We start from the raw sequence: 15371 nt of genomic DNA, 5'->3' as shown, positions 1-15371 counted from the left end.
AGCCGGCCCTGCCCGCCGAGGCGGAGCCGACCGGGGCCCAGGGCTGCCTCAGTGACCTGCCCGGCTGGGCGGGCGGGCACCGGCACGGGCCGGTCCGCCCGCGTCACCGGGCCGTCCGCCGGGAGCGCCCGCCACGCCGCTGGTGCTGACCACGCGGCGCCCGTCCGGTTGGTCGCCGCCGGGCCGGCTCACCGTCCACGTCGGACGGACGTTCCCACTGCCCCGTGCGGTGAACGTGCACCGCCTGGTGGAGGCGGGGCACTTCCACGGCAGAGGTGGTCCTGGGGATCTGATCCCCGCCGGGGTCAGCGGGTGCGGCGGCGGATCAGCAGCGCGATCCCGGCGAGACCGAACGTGATGGTCAGCATCACCGCCACGTTGAGCAGCAGCAGCCGCTGCAACTCGCCGAGCGCCTCGTCGATGTCCTTCGCCGGGTTGAGCGCATCCTCCGGGATGACCCGCTCGCCGCCGCCGACGCCGCCGCTGACCGTGTCGAACTGGCGCTCCAGCGGCACCCCGGCGGTGCGCAGGGTCTCCGACATGCTCAGTCGGCCGAGGAACCAGCCGGCGCTGGTCTTCCGGGCGTCCGGCTGCTTGGCCGGCCGGTAGACGCGCGGCCCGCCGACCGCCTTCGGGTAGAGGTCGTACGTCTGCTTCGGAGTGTCACCGACGAGCACCACGACGGTGTACTTCGGACCGAGGTTCGCCGCCTTCGGGCCGGCGGCCTGGCCGGTACGGCCCAGGAAGTTGACCTGGTCGATGACCGCGACCACGTGGGCCGGGTGGGTGTCGGCGCGCAGCCGCAGCGGCTGGCCGAGGCCCTCCCCGGTGATGTCCACGCCCGCGGGCGGCGGCTTCGGCGCCGCCTTCGCCGCCCCGGCGAGGCCGAACGACAGGACCCCCGCCGCGAGCCCGCCTGCCAACACGGTGACCAGTCGCCCTATCCGTCGGACCATCGCCGCCTCCTCGCCCCGTTCGATGGATGGCTTCGCTGCAGGTCACGCGTTGGTCGGTGGACGGAGGTGACCGGATCCGCACACCGGGTGCCCACCTCAAAGACTCCGCAGAACGTCGATCGGTTGCAGCTCATGGAACTGTATTTGGAACTATCTGCGATCTCGGCCCGACTAATGAGCAGCAGCCGTTGATCAGCGGGCGGATCGTACCTTTACGGAGGGGTTCATGGGGGGCAGGGTCGCACGCGTGGCGCGTGCCTGGCCAGCGCTGTTGGGCGTGGCGCTCGGTGTGTCGTTGTTGTTGCCGGCGACGCCAGCGGCCGCGCACAACTCGTTGACCGGCAGCGATCCGCGCGACGGCGCGCGGGTGGCCGAGGCTCCGTCCCGGATCGAGCTCCGGTTTCTGGCGAAGCCGGACCCGGGTACGACGAAGATCACAGTCACCGGGCCGGACAACGTGGCCGCGCTCGGCGGCACGCCGAGCTTCTCCGGCTCCCTGGTGAGCGTGCCGTTCAAGCCCGGCAGGGCGGGGCTCTACATCGTCGGCTACCAGTTGGCGTCGAGTGACGGGCACCCGGTCTCCGGCGAGGTGCGCTTCACCCTGACCACCGGCACCCCGGCCGAACCCCCGAGTTCCCCGCCGACGGGCGCCGGCACCGGCCCGACCGCTGGGGCGCCGGCCGCACCGTCCCCGGCGGCGCCCTCCCCGGCCGGTCCGGTCGGGTCGGCGTCGGCCGTCCCCGGCCCGGTGGGCGGCAGCCCGTCGGCGGACGCCGTCCCGGCGGCGGGGGAGCGCGACGACCCGGCCGGACGCGGCTGGCTCTGGGCGCTCGGCGGCCTGGTGCTGCTCGCCGCCCTGGTGGCGGGCCTGCTGCTGCGCCGCCGGTCCACCCGCGGCTGAGCGCCGGCCGGCAGACCTCGGGTGGCAGTCGGTCACCGGCAGTGACCGGAGTCGCCCTCCGCTCGTCCGCCCCGTGCCGCCGCAAGCGCGTGACCAGCAGCTGCATCGACTCCCGGGCCTCGGCCACCCACCCCGTCGCATGCTCTTTGCTCTGCTTACCTATACGCAGCAGGAACTGTCCGTGACCGTTGCGTATTGGTATGCAGAGCAAAGGGTGCGGTGAGGGGTGCTGGCCGAGACCGGTGCTGGCCCGGCCCCCGCCGGGTGGAACGGTTGAGGTGAGCAGCGCCAGGACCAGGGGCGGCTCAGACCAGGCGGACCCGGGCGGCGCGCAGGCGGGTCAGGGTGCGCTCGCGGCCGAGCACCTCCAGCGACTCGAACAACGGCAGCCCGACGGTGCGGCCGGTGACCGCGACCCGGACCGGCGCCTGTGCCTTGCCCAGCTTGAGGCCCCGCTCGGCGCCGACCGCCTCCATTGTCGACTTCAGCGACTCCGCGTCCCAGGACTCCAGCGCCTCGAACGCCGCGACGGCGGCGTCCAGCAGCTCGGCCGAGCCCTCCTTCATCGCCTTGGTCCAGGCTGCCTCGTCGACCAGCGGCGAGGCGAGGAAGAGGAAGTCGACGTTCGGCACGATCTCGCTGAGCACCGCGATCCGGGTCTGGGTCAGCGGCGCCACCGCCGCGAAGGCGTCCGCGTCGAACTCCTCCGGCTGCCACGGCGGCGGCGCGATGGTGCCGGTGCCGGTCAGCCAGGGCTGGCAGGCCTCGACGAACTCCTCGACCGGCAGCGCCCGGATGTACTCGCCGTTGAACGCGCGCAGCTTCTTCTCGTCGAAGAACGCCGGTGAGGGGTTGACCTCCGCCAGCCGGAACTCCTCCTCGATGACCGACCACGGGACGATCTCCCGGTCACCCGACGGCGCCCAGCCGAGCAGCATCAGGTAGTTGCGCATCGCCGTGGCGAGGTAGCCCTCGTCCCGGTACGCCTCCAGGGCCACCTTGTCCCGGCGCTTGGAGAGCTTCTGCCGCTTCTCGTTGACCACGATCGGCACGTGCGCCCACACCGGCGGCTTCACCCCGAGCGCCTCCCAGAGCAGCTGCTGCTTCGGGGTGTTGGGCAGGTGCTCCTCGGCCCGGATGACGTGGGTGATCCCCATGGTCATGTCGTCGACGACGTTGGCCAGCAGGAAGACCGGTGAGCCGTCGGCCCGGGCGATGACGAAGTCCTCGATCAGCTTGTTCTCGAAGGTCGGCTCGCCGCGGATCAGGTCGACCACCACGGTCTCGCCCTCGTCGGGCGTACGGAAGCGCAGGGCGCGACCCTCGCCGGGCTCCAGACCACGGTCCCGACAGAAGCCGTCGTAGCCCTGGTACTGGGAGCCGGTGCGGGCCTGCACGGCCTCGCGGGTGCAGTCGCAGTAGTACGCCCGGCCGGACTCGTGCAGCCGGGCGGCGGCGGCCCGGTGCTCGCCGGCGTACTCGGACTGGAAGTGAGGGCCCTCGTAGGTGCCGCGCGCGATGCCGATCCAGTCCAGCGCCGAGAGGATGCCCTCGGTCCATTCCGGCTTGTTGCGCGCCGCGTCGGTGTCCTCGATGCGCAGCACGAACACCCCGCCCTGCTGCTTGGCGTAGATCCAGTTCAGCAGCGCCGAGCGGGCGCCGCCGACGTGGAACATACCGGTCGGGGAGGGGGCGAAGCGTACACGTACCGTCACGTCCCCCAGCCTACGGCCGACCGCGACCGTGTTTCGCCAGGGGGCCCGTCCGGCGGCCCGGACGGCTCAGGGAACCGACCGGATCTTCAGCACCAGCACGCTGCCGAGCAGGGTGACCGCCGCGGTGACCGCGTAAAGCGCGGGATAGCCGCCCAGGTGCACCACGATCGGCGCGGAGACCGCCGGTCCGAGCACCTGCGGCGCCGAGTTGGCGATGTTGATCACTCCGAGGTCCTTGGCCCGGTCGGTCGCGGTCGGCAGCACCTGGGTGATCAACGCGGCGTCCACCGACAGGTAGACGCCGTAGCCGGCGCCGAGCAGCAGCGCGGCGACCAGCGCCACCGGCCAGACCGGCGCGGCGGCGAGCAGCAGCGCGGCCAGCGCGATGATCCCGCCGGCGGCGATCACGAAGACCTTCCGCCGACCGGACCGGTCGGACAGCCGCCCGGCCACCACGGCGGTGGCCGCCAGGCCGGCGGTGTAGAGCAGGATCAGCACCAGCAGGCCGCCCTCCGGATCCGGGTGGCGTACCTCGTCGGTGAGGAAGTAGAGCAGGTAGAGGGTGCCGAGGGCGTTGCCGAGCTGCACCAGGAAACGGGTGATCCAGGCCCAGCCGAAGTCGGGGTGGCGCCGCGGTGAGACCCACATCGAGGCGAGCAGGGCGCCCGGCCGCAGCGCCGGGCGGTGCGCCCGGGGCAGCGGGTCGTCCCTGGTGAGCAGCGCGAACGGCAGGGCGAGCACCAGCACCGCCACCGCGATCGCCAGGTAGCCGGCGGAGTTCCCGGCGACCAGGGCCGTCACCAGCACCACGCCGAGCACCAGCCCCAGCGCCTGCGGGATGCCCACCCAGCCGGAGACCCCGCCGCGCTGGGCCACCGGCACCCGGTCCGGCACGGCGGCGGTCAGGCTGGCCAGCATCGCATTGAAGCAGATCTGGGCCGCCACCCAGCCCAGGGCCACCCCGGCGATGCTCTGCTGCCGGGCCAGCAGCACCAGGGCGAGCGCGCCGAGCAGCGCCCCGCCGGCGGTCCAGACGTGCCGGCGGCCGAACTCCCGACCGGCCAGGCGCAGGCAGGTCCGGTCCGACAGCGCCCCGGCGAGCGGGTTGGCGAGCACCGCGGCGAGCGCGCCGAGGCCGGTGACCACGGCGAGCATGGCCTCCTTGTCGCCCGGCGCGATCCGCTCCACCTGCTGTGGCAGGAGCACCTGGATCGGGGTGAAGAAGGCCATCCAGACCCCGAGGTTGGCGGCGAAGATCAGCGCGATCCAGCTCCGCCGGACCGGCACGGCCGGTTCGGCGAGCGCCGCCGGCAGCGACGTCGGGGTCGGGTCGACGGTGGTCACCGGGCCGTCGTCCGGCGGGCGGCCGCGATCAGGTCGCGGAACCAGGCGTACGAGGACTTGGGCGTACGGGCTCCGCTGTCGAAGTCGACGTGCACCAGGCCGAAGCGCTTGGTGAAGCCCTCCGCCCACTCCCAGTTGTCGAGCAGCGACCAGACGAAGTACCCGGTCACGTCGACGCCCTCGTCGATCGCGGCGCGCACCGCCCGCAGGTGGCCGTCGAGGTAGGCGATCCGCTCCGGGTCGTGCACCCGGCCGTCGGCGTCGGGCGCGTCGTCGTACGCGCAGCCGCTCTCGGTGACCTGGATCGGCGGCAGGTCGTCGCCGTAGGTGTCCCGCAGCCAGCCGAGCAGCTCACGCAGCCCATCGGGGACCACCGGCCAGTCGAAGGCGGTACGCGGGTACCCGTCGAGCGGCACCAGCTCGAACGGCAGCGGCGCGCCGTCCTCGGGGGCGCGTACGCCGGTCGGGTTGTAGTAGTTGACCCCGAGCACGTCGATGGGCGCGGCGATCACGGCCAGGTCGCCGTCGCGCACCACGGCCGGGTCGAAGCCCGGGAAGTCCGGGTAGCCCCGTCCGAGCAGCGGATCGGTGAAGAGCCGGTTGTGCAGCGCCTCGTACGCCGCCGCGGCGGCCCGGTCGGCGTCACTCTGTCCGGCCGGCCGCACCGGCGAGTAGTTGTTGGCGATGCCCACCGGGCTGGCGGTCCGGGTGCGCAGCGCGGCGACCGCGAGACCGTGCCCGAGCAGCTGGTGGTGGGCGACCGGGAAGGCGTCGAAGAGCAGCAGCTGCCCCGGGGCGTGCACTCCCATGCCGTGCCCGAGCGTCATGTGCACGAAGGGCTCGTTGAGCGTGATCCAGAGCTTCACCCGGTCGCCGAGGCGGGCCGCGGTCGCGTCGGCGTACTCGGCGAAGCGGGGGGCGGTGTCCCGGTGCAGCCAGCCGCCGGCGTCCTGCACCGGCTGGGGCAGGTCCCAGTGGAAGAGGGTGGCGACCGGGTCGATGTCGTGGGCGAGCAGGTCGTCGACCAGCCGGTCGTAGAAGTCCAGCCCGCTCGGGTTGACCGGCCCGTCGCCGCTGGGCCGCACCCGGGGCCAGGCGATCGAGAAGCGGTACGCCGAGACGCCCAGCCCGGCCATCAGCGCGACGTCCTCGGCGTGCCGGTGGTAGTGGTCGCACGCCACGTCGCCGGTGCTGCCGTCGGCGATCCGCCCGGGCGAGTGGGCGAACGTGTCCCAGATGGAGGGCCCCCGTCCGTCCTCGGCGACGCCGCCCTCGATCTGGTAGGCGGAGGTGGACACTCCCCAGCGGAATCCGGCGGGGAACTCGGGCATCGCTGCGGTCGACATGCGCCCTCCCGGTGAACGCGAAACGTGTTCGGGACTCTAGGGCGCTACCGATCGATGCGCCATAGGCCGTTGCGGGCCGGGACGCAATGGGTTTCGGCGTGTCTTTTCCGAACCCGTCCAGGTAAGTCCGATTTTGCGCATAGAGTGCCGATATCGTGGGATGTCCTCACTGGAGGAAGACGGAAATGATCCTCGTGGAACGCAGTGCGCACGTGATGGCGCCGGTGGAAGCGGTCTGGGACGTGGTGCAGCGGGCCGAGCAGTTGCCGGCCTGGCTGGCGGGGGTCCGTGCGGCCGAAGTGCTCTCGGGTGAGGGCTTCGGGCGGCGGCAGCTGGTCCAGGCCGGGCGCGGCGCGGCGCATGAGGCCGAGGTGATCGCCTACCAGGAGCCGACGCTGATCGGCTGGCGGGAACGCGCCAAGGGTGCCGGCGCCCGCGCGGAGGCGCGCACCGAGATCTACGTCCAGCTCACCGCCGACGAGGAGGAGGGCGGGACGATCGTGCGGCTCATCGTCGTACGCTGGCCGGCCGGCCCGGTCAAGGCCGCCCTGCTCCGCCTCGGCCTGCGTCGGGTCGGCGCCGACCTGGAGGACTCGCTGGCCCGGCTGACCGACCTGGCCGCCGTCGGCTGACCGGGTCCGTCCTGGCGTCACCCGCGCGACGGTGGCGGCCCGGCGTCCCCGCCAGGGGCTCCGGGCCGCCACCGCCTCCGCGCTGCAGACGGCAGAAGGGCCCGGCGCGGTGTGCGCCAGGCCCTTCTCGCGTACGTCGGACTAGCTGTCGCCGCCGGTCTCGCCGACCGGGGCCGCGTTGACGTCCTCGATCGCGTACTTCTTGGCCGCCTCGGCCGGCACGTTCTCCGGCACCGTGCCGCGCAGCCCGAGCTGCCGCAGCGTCGCCACCACCACCGACTCCGCGTCGACGTGGAAGTGCCGGCGCAGCGCGTGCCGGGTGTCGGACATGCCGAAGCCGTCGGTGCCGAGCGAGGTGTAGTCGCCGGGCACCCAGCGGGCGATCAGGTCCGGCACCGCGCGCATCCAGTCGCTGACCGCGACCTTCGGCCCGTCGGCGTCGGCCAGCTTGCGCTGGATGTACGGCACCCGCTGCTCCGCGCCCGGGTTGAGCAGGTTGTGCTCCTCGCACTCCACCGCGTCGCGGCGCAGCTCGGTCCAGGAGGTCACCGACCAGACGTCGGCGGCCACCCCCCAGTCCTGGGCGAGCAGCTGCTGCGCCTTGAGCGCCCACTGCATGCCGGTGCCGGAGGCCAGGATGTTGGCCTTCGGCGCGTCCCCGTTGACCTGGGGCGCGGGGGAGTAGCGGTAGATGCCCTTGAGCAGCCCCTCGACGTCCACGCCCTCCGGCTCGGCCGGCTGCAGGATCGGCTCGTTGTAGACCGTCAGGTAGTAGAAGACGTTCTCCTGCGCGTCCCCGTACATCCGGTGCAGGCCGGCTTCCATGATGTGCGCCAGCTCGTAGGCGAACGCCGCGTCGTACGCGACCACCGCCGGGTTGGTAGCGGCGATCAGCAGCGAGTGGCCGTCCTCGTGCTGGAGGCCCTCACCGTTGAGGGTGGTTCGGCCGGCGGTCGCGCCGAGCAGGAAGCCCCGGGCCATCTGGTCGGCGGCCGCCCAGAGCCCGTCGCCGGTGCGCTGGAACCCGAACATCGAGTAGAAGATGTACATCGGGATCATCGGCTCGCCGTGGGTCGCGTACGACGAGCCGGCGGCGGTGAACGAGGCGACCGAGCCCGCCTCGTTGATCCCCTCGTGCAGGATCTGCCCGCCGAGGGCCTCCTTGTACGACAGGAACAGGTCCCGGTCGACGGCGGTGTACCGCTGCCCGTGCGGCGAGTAGATCTTCGCCGTCGGGAAGAGCGAGTCCATGCCGAACGTGCGGGCCTCGTCCGGGATGATCGGCACCCAGCGCTTGCCGAACTCCTTGTCCTTCATGATGTCCTTGAGCAGGCGGACGAAGGCCATCGTGGTGGCCACCTTCTGCTTGCCCGAGCCCCGCTTGACGTCGGAGAACCGCTCCGGACCGGGGATGGTCAGCCGCTTGCCCTCGGTGCGCCGCGACGGCAGGTAGCCGCCGAGCTGCTTGCGCCGCTCGTGGAGGTAGGCGATCTCGTCGGACTTCTCGCCCGGGTGGTAGTACGGCGGCAGGTAGGGGTTCTCCTCCAGCGCCTTGTCCGGGATGTCCAGGTAGAGCCGGTCGCGGAAGGTCTTGAGGTCCTCCAGCGTCAGCTTCTTCATCTGGTGGGTCGCGTTGCGGGCCTCGAAGTGCGAGCCGAGCGTCCAGCCCTTGATCGTCTTGGCCAGGATCACCGTCGGCTGGCCGGTGTGCTCCATCGCCGCCTTGTAGGCCGCGTAGAGCTTGCGGTAGTCGTGCCCGCCCCGCTTGAGGTTCCAGATCTCGTCGTCGCTCAGGTGCTCGACCATCTTGCGGGTCCGCGGGTCGCGGCCGAAGAAGTGCTCCCGGACGTACTCGCCGGACTCCGCCTTGTAGGTCTGGTAGTCACCGTCGGGCGTGGTGTTCATCAGGTTGACCAGCGCGCCGTCGGTGTCCCGGGCGAGCAGCGGGTCCCACTCCCGACCCCAGACCACCTTGATGACGTTCCAACCGGCGCCCCGGAAGAACGCCTCCAGCTCCTGCATGACCTTGCCGTTGCCCCGGACCGGGCCGTCCAGCCGCTGCAGGTTGCAGTTGATCACGAAGGTGAGGTTGTCCAGCTCCTCGCGGGCGGCCACCCCGATCGCGCCGAGGGTCTCCGGCTCGTCCATCTCACCGTCGCCGAGGTACGCCCAGACGTGCTGGTCGGAGGTGTCCTTGATGCCCCGGTGCTGCAGGTACCGGTTGAACCGGGCCTGGTAGATCGCGTTCAGGCCGCCCAGACCCATGGAGACCGTGGGGAACTCCCAGAAGTCCGGCATCAGCCGCGGGTGCGGGTACGACGGCAGGCCGCCGTTCGGGTGGGACAGCTCCTGGCGGAACCCGTCGAGCTGGTGCTCGGTGAGCCGGCCCTCGAGGAACGCCCGCGCGTACATGCCGGGGGAGGCGTGGCCCTGGTAGTAGATGTGGTCGCCGCCGCCGGGGTGGTCCTTGCCGCGGAAGAAGTGGTTGAAGCCCACCTCGTAGAGCGAGGCGGAGCTGGCGAAGGTGGAGATGTGCCCGCCGACGCCGATCTCGGGGCGCTGCGCCCGGTGCACGAGCATGGCGGCGTTCCATCGGACGTACGCCCGGATCCGCCGCTCCACGTGCTCGTCACCCGGGAACCACGGTTCGCGCTCAGGGGGGATGGTGTTGATGTAGTCCGTGGTGGTCAGGGACGGCACCCCGACCTGGCGCTCGCGGGCCCGCTCCAGCAGGCGCAGCATGACGTAGCGGGCGCGCTTGGTGCCGCGCTCGTCGATGACACCGTCGAGCGACTCGACCCATTCGCTGGTTTCTTCAGGGTCAATGTCCGGAAGCTGGCTCGGCAGACCGGCGGTGATCACCGGGCGCTTGCGTTCCGTAGCCACAGGCGTTCCCTCGGTTGTGTGTGGGATAGGTCTCTAGCGCCATCCTGCCTCCTGGTGGCACCCGCCGTCACGCCCACCGCCCGGAGACGCGACGCTCAACACAGGTACCCGCCGGTAACTTTGCGCAATGGGCCGGACGGGTCCACCGACGGCTCCGGTTTGCCCCGTTCCCCTACCGTCGGCAGCATGAACGGGCGGAAGGTGGTCCTCGGCGCGGTCCTTCTGGCGGCCGGGTCGGTCGGGGTGGTCGGTGCCGGTGGGGTGCTGCTGGCGGGGGACCCGTCGTCCCTGCCGGTCCTGCTCCTCGGCGGGGTGCTGGCGGTGCTGGGCACGGCGGTGGTGCGGAGCGCGTCGCGTGCCCCGGCGCCGCGTCGGGGCGCCCGACGCGTGCCGCCGTCGCGGCACGGTCGGCACGACGCGGGCCACACCCCGTACGCTCCGAGCGGCCACATCGGCGCCGACCACGACCACGGCTCGGACGGTGAGCGCACCGGTTGGTGGGGCGGGGACTCCGGCGGCGGGTGGTGGTCCGGCGGTGGGGACTCCGGCGGCGGCTCCTTCGGTGGCGGTGGTGGCGACGGCGGCGGTGGCGGCGGCAGCTCCTGATCGGCTGCGGCAGAATGCGTCGTATGCGCAGTGAGGTGATCACCGTCCAGACCGGGTCGCGACCGACTGTCCGCGACATCACGGCCGAGGCCGAACGCTTCGTCTCCGGGCAGGGCGACGGCCTGCTGCACGTCTTCGTGCCGCACGCCACCGCCGGGCTGGCGATCATCGAGACCGGCTCCGGCTCCGACGACGACCTGCTCACCGCCCTCGACGACCTGCTTCCCACCGACGACCGCTGGCGGCACCGGCACGGCTCGCCCGGCCACGGCCGCGACCACCTCCTGCCGGCCTTCGTGCCCCCGTACGCGACGCTGCCGGTGATCGGCGGGCGGTTGGCCCTCGGCACCTGGCAGTCGCTCTGCCTAGTCGACCCCAACGGCGACAACCCCACCCGCCAGGTCCGCTTCTCCTTCCTCCCCGCCTGACCCCGGGTTCCGCCCCGCCTGACCCCGGGCGGGGGGACGTCCGGCCTCGCCCGCCGCCAATGTGGTGCCTGCGGGCGTTATGGAACTACCCGTCCATGCGCCCCAAGGCCGGGCGGCCGGCGGCGGCGGTCCGCGCCCCGGGCCCGGGTGCCTCGCGTCGGACGGGCCCGGGCCGGGGGCGGTGGGGGATCAGACGGCGAGGTCGCGGCGGGTGAAGGCGGCGGTGCCGGCGGCGACCAGCAGCGCGGTGGTGCCGAGCAGCAGCAGTGCGCCGACCGGCTGCACCCCGTCGACCAGGGGGGAGCCGCCCAGGTACCAGTGGAACGGGGAAATCTCCCGCGCCCAGGTCAGCCCCTCCACCTGCGGGAACACCGAGTTCGCCAGGTAGCCGACAACGGCTACGCCGGCGCCGGCGGCGAGCGCGACGGCCCGCCGCCCGGTGGCCGCGCCCACCGCGAAGGCGAGCGCCGCGAAGGCCAGCCCGAACAGCGCCAGGTGCAGGGTCATCGCGGCGAACCCGCCGACGCCGATCCCGTCGAACCCGGCCGGCCCGCTCAGCGCCACCATCGCCAGGCCGAGCAGGACGGCCACCGTGACGATGCCGACCGCCACCGCGGCGAAGCGGAGCAGCGCGAGCCGGGTCCGGCCCACCGGGTGAGCCAGCACCAGGTCGAGGGTGCCGGCCTCCTCGTCCCCGGCCACCGCCCGGGTGCCGGCGGCGATCGCGAAGACCGCCACCAGCAGCGGGATCAGCAGCCCGTAGACGGCGCTGCCGAGGTAGCCGGCCGCGCTGGTCAGGTCGCTGTAGTTGAACGCCTCGAGCAGCCCCTCCGGGTACGCCTGCATCGCCTTCGTCATCTCCGGCGACTGCATGGTCGGCCAGAACGAGGCGTACATGGCGCCGACGGCGACGATCGCCACCGTCCAGCCCAGCAGGGAGCGGCGCGCGTCGTGCAGGGACTTGGTGAACGGGTCACGCAGCAGCACTGGTGGCCTCCTCGCGCGAGTAGTAGCCGAAGAAGAGCTCTTCCAGGTCGGGCTCCTCGGAGAGCAGCCCCACCACGGTGTGGCCGGCGGCCGCCTTGACCAGCGCGTCGGCCCGGCCGTCCAGGCGGCACCGCAGGACGGTGCCGGTGACGCTGACCTCGCTGACCCCGGGCAGGGCGGCGAACTCCGCCTGGCCGACCGGCTCGGCGAAGGTGATCTCGACCTTGCGTACGGCGCGCTCGCGCAGCTCCTCGACCCGGGCCACGGTGACCAGCCGGCCGTCGCGGATGATGCCCACCCGGTCGGCGGTCTGCTGCACCTCGCTCATCACGTGCGAGGACATGAAGACCGTCCGGCCGTCGGCCCGCGCCTCGCGCACCATGGCGAGGAACTCGTGCTGCAGGAACGGGTCCAGGCCGCTGGTCGGCTCGTCGAGGATCAGCAGCTCCGGGTCGTGCATGAACGCCTGGACGACGCCGACCTTCTGCCGGTTGCCCTTGCTCAGGCCCCGGATCCGTCGGTCGAGGTCCAGGTCGAGCCGGGCGGCCAGCTCGTCGATCCGGGCCCGGGGTACGCCGCCGCGCAGGTTGCCCAGGTAGGTGAGCAGCTCCCGGGCGGTCTGTCGGCCGTCGACGACGAAGTCGCCGGCCAAATAGCCGATCCGGCGACGCAGCGCCACCCCGTCGCGGCGGGGCTCGGCGCCGAGCACGCTGATCCGACCGGCGGTCGGGCGGATCAGGTCGAGCAACAGCCGGATGGTGGTGGACTTGCCGGCCCCGTTGGGGCCGAGGAAGCCATACACCTCGCCGCGCTCGACCCGCAGGTCCAGCCCGGTCAGGCCGCGGTTGCGGCCGTACGTCTTGACCAGTCCCTCGGTGTGGATGGCGGGCTCAGCCATGGACCTCTCCCTCGGTGTCGTATTCGGCCTGGAAGCGCTCGACGAGCTTCGGCATCTCGCGTTCGATGAACGCGTAGAAGTCGCGCATCACCCGGAGTCGTTCGGTGTGGGGGGCGTCCTCGCCGCCCGCGACGGTCAGGCCCCGTTCCATCAGCTCGCGGAACACCCGGAACTTGCTGGCGTCGGCGGCGACTCGGATGATCGCGTCCGGCCGGACCTCGTACGCGTGACCGCGGTGGTCGGGCACCGGCACCCGGCGGGCGAGACCGCTGGTCTCCAACATCCGCATGCCGGTGCTGACGGAGCCCTTGGAGAGCCCGAGCCCCTCGGCGAGCTGGCTGCTGGTCTGCCACGCCGGGTCGCAGACCAGCAACCAGCCGAGCAGCTTGCCGTACGCCGGCGGCAGGCCCAGCCCGTTCAGGACGACGGCGGCGTCCTCGGCGTACCGGCGCTGGGCGGACAGTTCCGTCATCAAGCCTCGTTCTAAAGGTTCAAAAAGTTCTGAACCCAAGGTACGCCGAGGGCTGTCGTCGGGAAAGGCCCCGCGTCGTGTCAGCCGTCACCGAGCAGCCGTCACGGCCGGCCCAGGTGGGTCTCCTCCAAGCCCATCGCAGTTTGCGTGAGCAGGTAAATAGCAGACCTGCTCAACTATCGGGCCGCAAGTACGATGTGGGACATGGCGCAGAGCACCGTTCCCCCCACCGGTCCCGAGCTGGGCGACCGCTCCGGGCTGGCCGGGGACGTGGTGGGCCGGATCACCCACATCGCCTCGGCCATGCGGCACCACCAGGGCACGGAGTTCGCCGAGCTGGGGCTCACCCCGGCGACCGCCCGCGCGCTGCACGAGCTCGACCCCGACTGCCCGCTGCCCGCCCGCGACCTCGCCGAGGTGCTGGGATGCGACCGCTCCAACGTGACCGCGCTGGTCGACAAGCTGGAGCAGGCCGGGCTGGTCGAGCGGCGGGTCGACCCCGCCGACCGGCGGCAGAAGACGCTGGTGGTGACCGAGACGGGCCGGCAGGTGCGGGCCCGGGTCCGGCAGGTGATGTCCGACTCCCGACTGCTCGCCGGGCTCTCCACCGAGGAGCTCGCCACCCTGCGTGAGCTGGTGTGGAAGGTCTCCGACGGCGGCTGCCCGGAGCAGTGCGAGACCGACTGAACCGTCCTGGGCGGTTCGTGTCCGAGTGGGCGCGCCGGCCGCTCGTCGGTAATGCTGTCCGACGTGACCACCCCGCACGATCTCGACGACCGGTTCCGAGAGACCCTGGCCGCGCTTGGCGCCCCCGAGCAGCGGCGTGACCCGGCGACCCCGGTGGCCGACGACACGACGCTGACCGGCACCCAGGCGCTGGACCTCTTCGACGCGCAGGTGACCAGCCGCCAGCTCGACCTGGCCGGCCGGTGGCTGCGCAGCTTCGGCGAGGGGTACTACACGATCGGCTCGGCGGGTCACGAGGGCAACGCCGCGGTCGCCGCCGCCCTGCGCCCCACGGATCCGGCGCTGCTGCACTACCGCTCCGGGGCCTTCTACTGCGTCCGCGCCGCCCAGGCGGGCAGCGGCACGTCGAGCGCCGACCGATCGCCCGCGGGCCCGTCCGTTCCCGCCGACGCCCCAACCGCCGACGCCCCAGCCCCCGCCGAAGGCCCAGCCCTCGCCGAAGGCCCAGCCCTCGACCAGGGCCCAGCCCCCGTCGAAGGCTCCGGGCCGGTCGAGGGCTCCGGGCCGGTCGAGGGCTCCGGGTCGGCCGACGCTTCCGCGCCCGGCGAGGAGATCGGACCCGGCGAGGAGACCGGCCGAGCCGGCCCCGTCGGGGAGCGGCCGTTCGCCCGGGGGTACGCCGAGGCGGCCCGGGACGTGCTGCGCGGGATGGTCGCCTCCACCCGGGAGCCGATCGCCGGCGGGCGGCACAAGGTCTTCGGCCGGGCCGACCTCGCCGTCGTCCCGACCACCTCCACCATCGCCTCGCACCTGCCCCGCGCCGTCGGGATGGGACTGGCGGTGGAGCGGCTGCGCCGGCTGGAGACGGCCGGTCGGCGTACCGGGGGTGGGGTGCGGGTCGGCAGCGGCGGGGGAGCGGCCCACGCGCCCTGGCCGCCGGACGCGATCGTGGTCTGCTCCTTCGGCGACGCGTCGGTCAACCACGCCAGCGCCACCGCCGCGTTCAACACCGCCGGCTGGTACGACCACACGGGCCTGCGCATCCCGGTGCTCTTCGTCTGCGAGGACAACGGCCTCGGCATCAGCGTCCGCTCACCCAGGGGATGGGTGGAGACCACGCTGCGGTCCAAGCCGGGACTCCGCTACTTCGCCGCCGACGGCGCCGACCTCGTCCGGACGTACGAGGTGGCGGTGGAGGCCGCGGCCTGGGTGCGCCGGCACCGGCGCCCGGCCGTGCTGCACCTGTCCACGGTACGGCTGATGGGACACGCCGGCGCGGACGCCGAGACCGCGTACCGGAGCACCGGGGAGATCGCCGCGGACGTCGACCGGGATCCGGTCGCCGCCACCGCGCGGCTGCTGGTGGCGGCCGGCGTCGCCGCCGGCGAGGAACTGCTCGCCCGGTACGACGAGATCGGCTGGCAGGTGCGCCGCATCGCCGAGGAGGTGCTGGACGAGCCGAAGCTCGCCGCCCCCGCCGACGTGGTCGCACCGCTCGCGCCCCGACGGCCCG

14 protein-coding genes are annotated in these 15371 nt (G+C 72.8%); 6 read left to right on the top strand and 8 right to left on the bottom strand.

What is annotated here, in order from left to right; genetic code table 11:
* Nucleotides 1-305 precede the first annotated feature (305 nt).
* On the bottom strand, nucleotides 306-956 hold the full coding sequence (locus NCC78_RS15090) for a hypothetical protein (RefSeq protein ID WP_250795161.1): 651 nt from the start codon (nucleotides 954-956) through the stop codon (nucleotides 306-308).
* 247 nt (nucleotides 957-1203) lie between these two features.
* Between NCC78_RS15090 and NCC78_RS15085 the strand changes: the two genes are divergently transcribed.
* Nucleotides 1204-1857, top strand: coding sequence for a copper resistance CopC family protein (locus NCC78_RS15085; RefSeq protein WP_250795160.1), 654 nt, complete (start codon nucleotides 1204-1206; stop codon nucleotides 1855-1857).
* Between the two features lie 305 nt (nucleotides 1858-2162).
* Here NCC78_RS15085 and gltX read toward each other — a convergent pair whose 3' ends face one another.
* From gltX to NCC78_RS15070, 3 genes are all read right to left on the bottom strand, one after another.
* On the bottom strand, nucleotides 2163-3572 hold the full coding sequence (gltX, locus tag NCC78_RS15080; RefSeq protein ID WP_284706304.1) for a glutamate--tRNA ligase: 1410 nt from the start codon (nucleotides 3570-3572) through the stop codon (nucleotides 2163-2165).
* 66 nt (nucleotides 3573-3638) lie between these two features.
* Nucleotides 3639-4916, bottom strand: coding sequence for an MFS transporter (locus NCC78_RS15075; RefSeq protein ID WP_250795159.1), 1278 nt, complete (start codon nucleotides 4914-4916; stop codon nucleotides 3639-3641).
* The gene (locus tag NCC78_RS15070; RefSeq protein ID WP_250795158.1) at nucleotides 4913-6262 is read right to left on the bottom strand and encodes a GH1 family beta-glucosidase; all 1350 of its coding nucleotides are present in this window, start codon (nucleotides 6260-6262) and stop codon (nucleotides 4913-4915) included. The genes NCC78_RS15075 and NCC78_RS15070 overlap by 4 nt, the downstream gene beginning before the upstream one ends.
* Nucleotides 6263-6447: 185 nt before the next feature.
* Between NCC78_RS15070 and NCC78_RS15065 the strand changes: the two genes are divergently transcribed.
* Nucleotides 6448-6894, top strand: coding sequence for an SRPBCC family protein (locus NCC78_RS15065; protein WP_250795157.1), 447 nt, complete (start codon nucleotides 6448-6450; stop codon nucleotides 6892-6894).
* A 141-nt stretch (nucleotides 6895-7035) separates the two neighbouring features.
* On the opposite strand, the gene aceE is transcribed toward NCC78_RS15065, so the two are convergent.
* A complete protein-coding gene (aceE, locus tag NCC78_RS15060; protein ID WP_308220910.1) occupies nucleotides 7036-9780 on the bottom strand; it encodes a pyruvate dehydrogenase (acetyl-transferring), homodimeric type in 2745 nt (914 codons plus the stop codon).
* A 186-nt stretch (nucleotides 9781-9966) separates the two neighbouring features.
* Here aceE and NCC78_RS15055 point away from each other — a divergent pair, with 186 nt between their 5' ends.
* Nucleotides 9967-10386, top strand: a complete 420-nt coding sequence (locus NCC78_RS15055; RefSeq protein WP_250795164.1) for a hypothetical protein — start codon at nucleotides 9967-9969, stop codon at nucleotides 10384-10386.
* Between the two features lie 23 nt (nucleotides 10387-10409).
* The gene (locus NCC78_RS15050) at nucleotides 10410-10814 is read left to right on the top strand and encodes a YjbQ family protein (protein ID WP_250795156.1); all 405 of its coding nucleotides are present in this window, start codon (nucleotides 10410-10412) and stop codon (nucleotides 10812-10814) included.
* 189 nt (nucleotides 10815-11003) lie between these two features.
* On the opposite strand, the gene NCC78_RS15045 is transcribed toward NCC78_RS15050, so the two are convergent.
* From NCC78_RS15045 to NCC78_RS15035, 3 genes are read right to left on the bottom strand one after another with little or no spacing between them, the layout of a single operon-like run.
* On the bottom strand, nucleotides 11004-11801 hold the full coding sequence (locus NCC78_RS15045) for an ABC transporter permease subunit (RefSeq protein WP_250795155.1): 798 nt from the start codon (nucleotides 11799-11801) through the stop codon (nucleotides 11004-11006).
* Nucleotides 11788-12699, bottom strand: a complete 912-nt coding sequence (locus NCC78_RS15040) for an ABC transporter ATP-binding protein (RefSeq protein WP_250795154.1) — start codon at nucleotides 12697-12699, stop codon at nucleotides 11788-11790. The genes NCC78_RS15045 and NCC78_RS15040 overlap by 14 nt, the downstream gene beginning before the upstream one ends.
* Entirely contained in the window at nucleotides 12692-13171 is a 480-nt protein-coding gene (locus tag NCC78_RS15035; RefSeq protein WP_250795153.1) for a GbsR/MarR family transcriptional regulator, read from the bottom strand. The genes NCC78_RS15040 and NCC78_RS15035 overlap by 8 nt, the downstream gene beginning before the upstream one ends.
* Before the next feature lie 204 nt (nucleotides 13172-13375).
* On the opposite strand from NCC78_RS15035, the gene NCC78_RS15030 reads away from it, so the two are divergent.
* Complete coding sequence (locus NCC78_RS15030) at nucleotides 13376-13858, top strand: MarR family winged helix-turn-helix transcriptional regulator (RefSeq protein ID WP_250795152.1); 483 nt, start codon at nucleotides 13376-13378, stop codon at nucleotides 13856-13858.
* A 51-nt stretch (nucleotides 13859-13909) separates the two neighbouring features.
* On the top strand, nucleotides 13910-15371 hold a 1462-nt coding region (locus tag NCC78_RS32530; protein ID WP_250795151.1), incomplete at its 3' end, for a thiamine pyrophosphate-dependent enzyme.

This window comes from Micromonospora phytophila, assembly GCF_023656545.1.
Taxonomy (GTDB): Bacteria; Actinomycetota; Actinomycetes; order Mycobacteriales; family Micromonosporaceae; genus Micromonospora; species Micromonospora phytophila.
Note: the sequence above shows the minus strand (reverse complement) of the source record. Positions and strands in the feature narration are given on the sequence as shown.

Bases quoted from the DNA above. Each gene is read 5' to 3' on its own strand.
- NCC78_RS15065 (WP_250795157.1), top strand. From the start codon at position 6,448: ATGATCCTCGTGGAACGCAGTGCGCACGTGATGGCGCCGGTGGAAGCG.
- NCC78_RS15035 (WP_250795153.1), bottom strand. From the start codon at position 13,171: ATGACGGAACTGTCCGCCCAGCGCCGGTACGCCGAGGACGCCGCCGTC.
- NCC78_RS15040 (WP_250795154.1), bottom strand. From the start codon at position 12,699: ATGGCTGAGCCCGCCATCCACACCGAGGGACTGGTCAAGACGTACGGC.
- NCC78_RS15090 (WP_250795161.1), bottom strand. From the start codon at position 956: ATGGTCCGACGGATAGGGCGACTGGTCACCGTGTTGGCAGGCGGGCTC.
- NCC78_RS15055 (WP_250795164.1), top strand. From the start codon at position 9,967: ATGAACGGGCGGAAGGTGGTCCTCGGCGCGGTCCTTCTGGCGGCCGGG.
- NCC78_RS15030 (WP_250795152.1), top strand. From the start codon at position 13,376: ATGGCGCAGAGCACCGTTCCCCCCACCGGTCCCGAGCTGGGCGACCGC.
- NCC78_RS15050 (WP_250795156.1), top strand. From the start codon at position 10,410: ATGCGCAGTGAGGTGATCACCGTCCAGACCGGGTCGCGACCGACTGTC.
- NCC78_RS15070 (WP_250795158.1), bottom strand. From the start codon at position 6,262: ATGTCGACCGCAGCGATGCCCGAGTTCCCCGCCGGATTCCGCTGGGGA.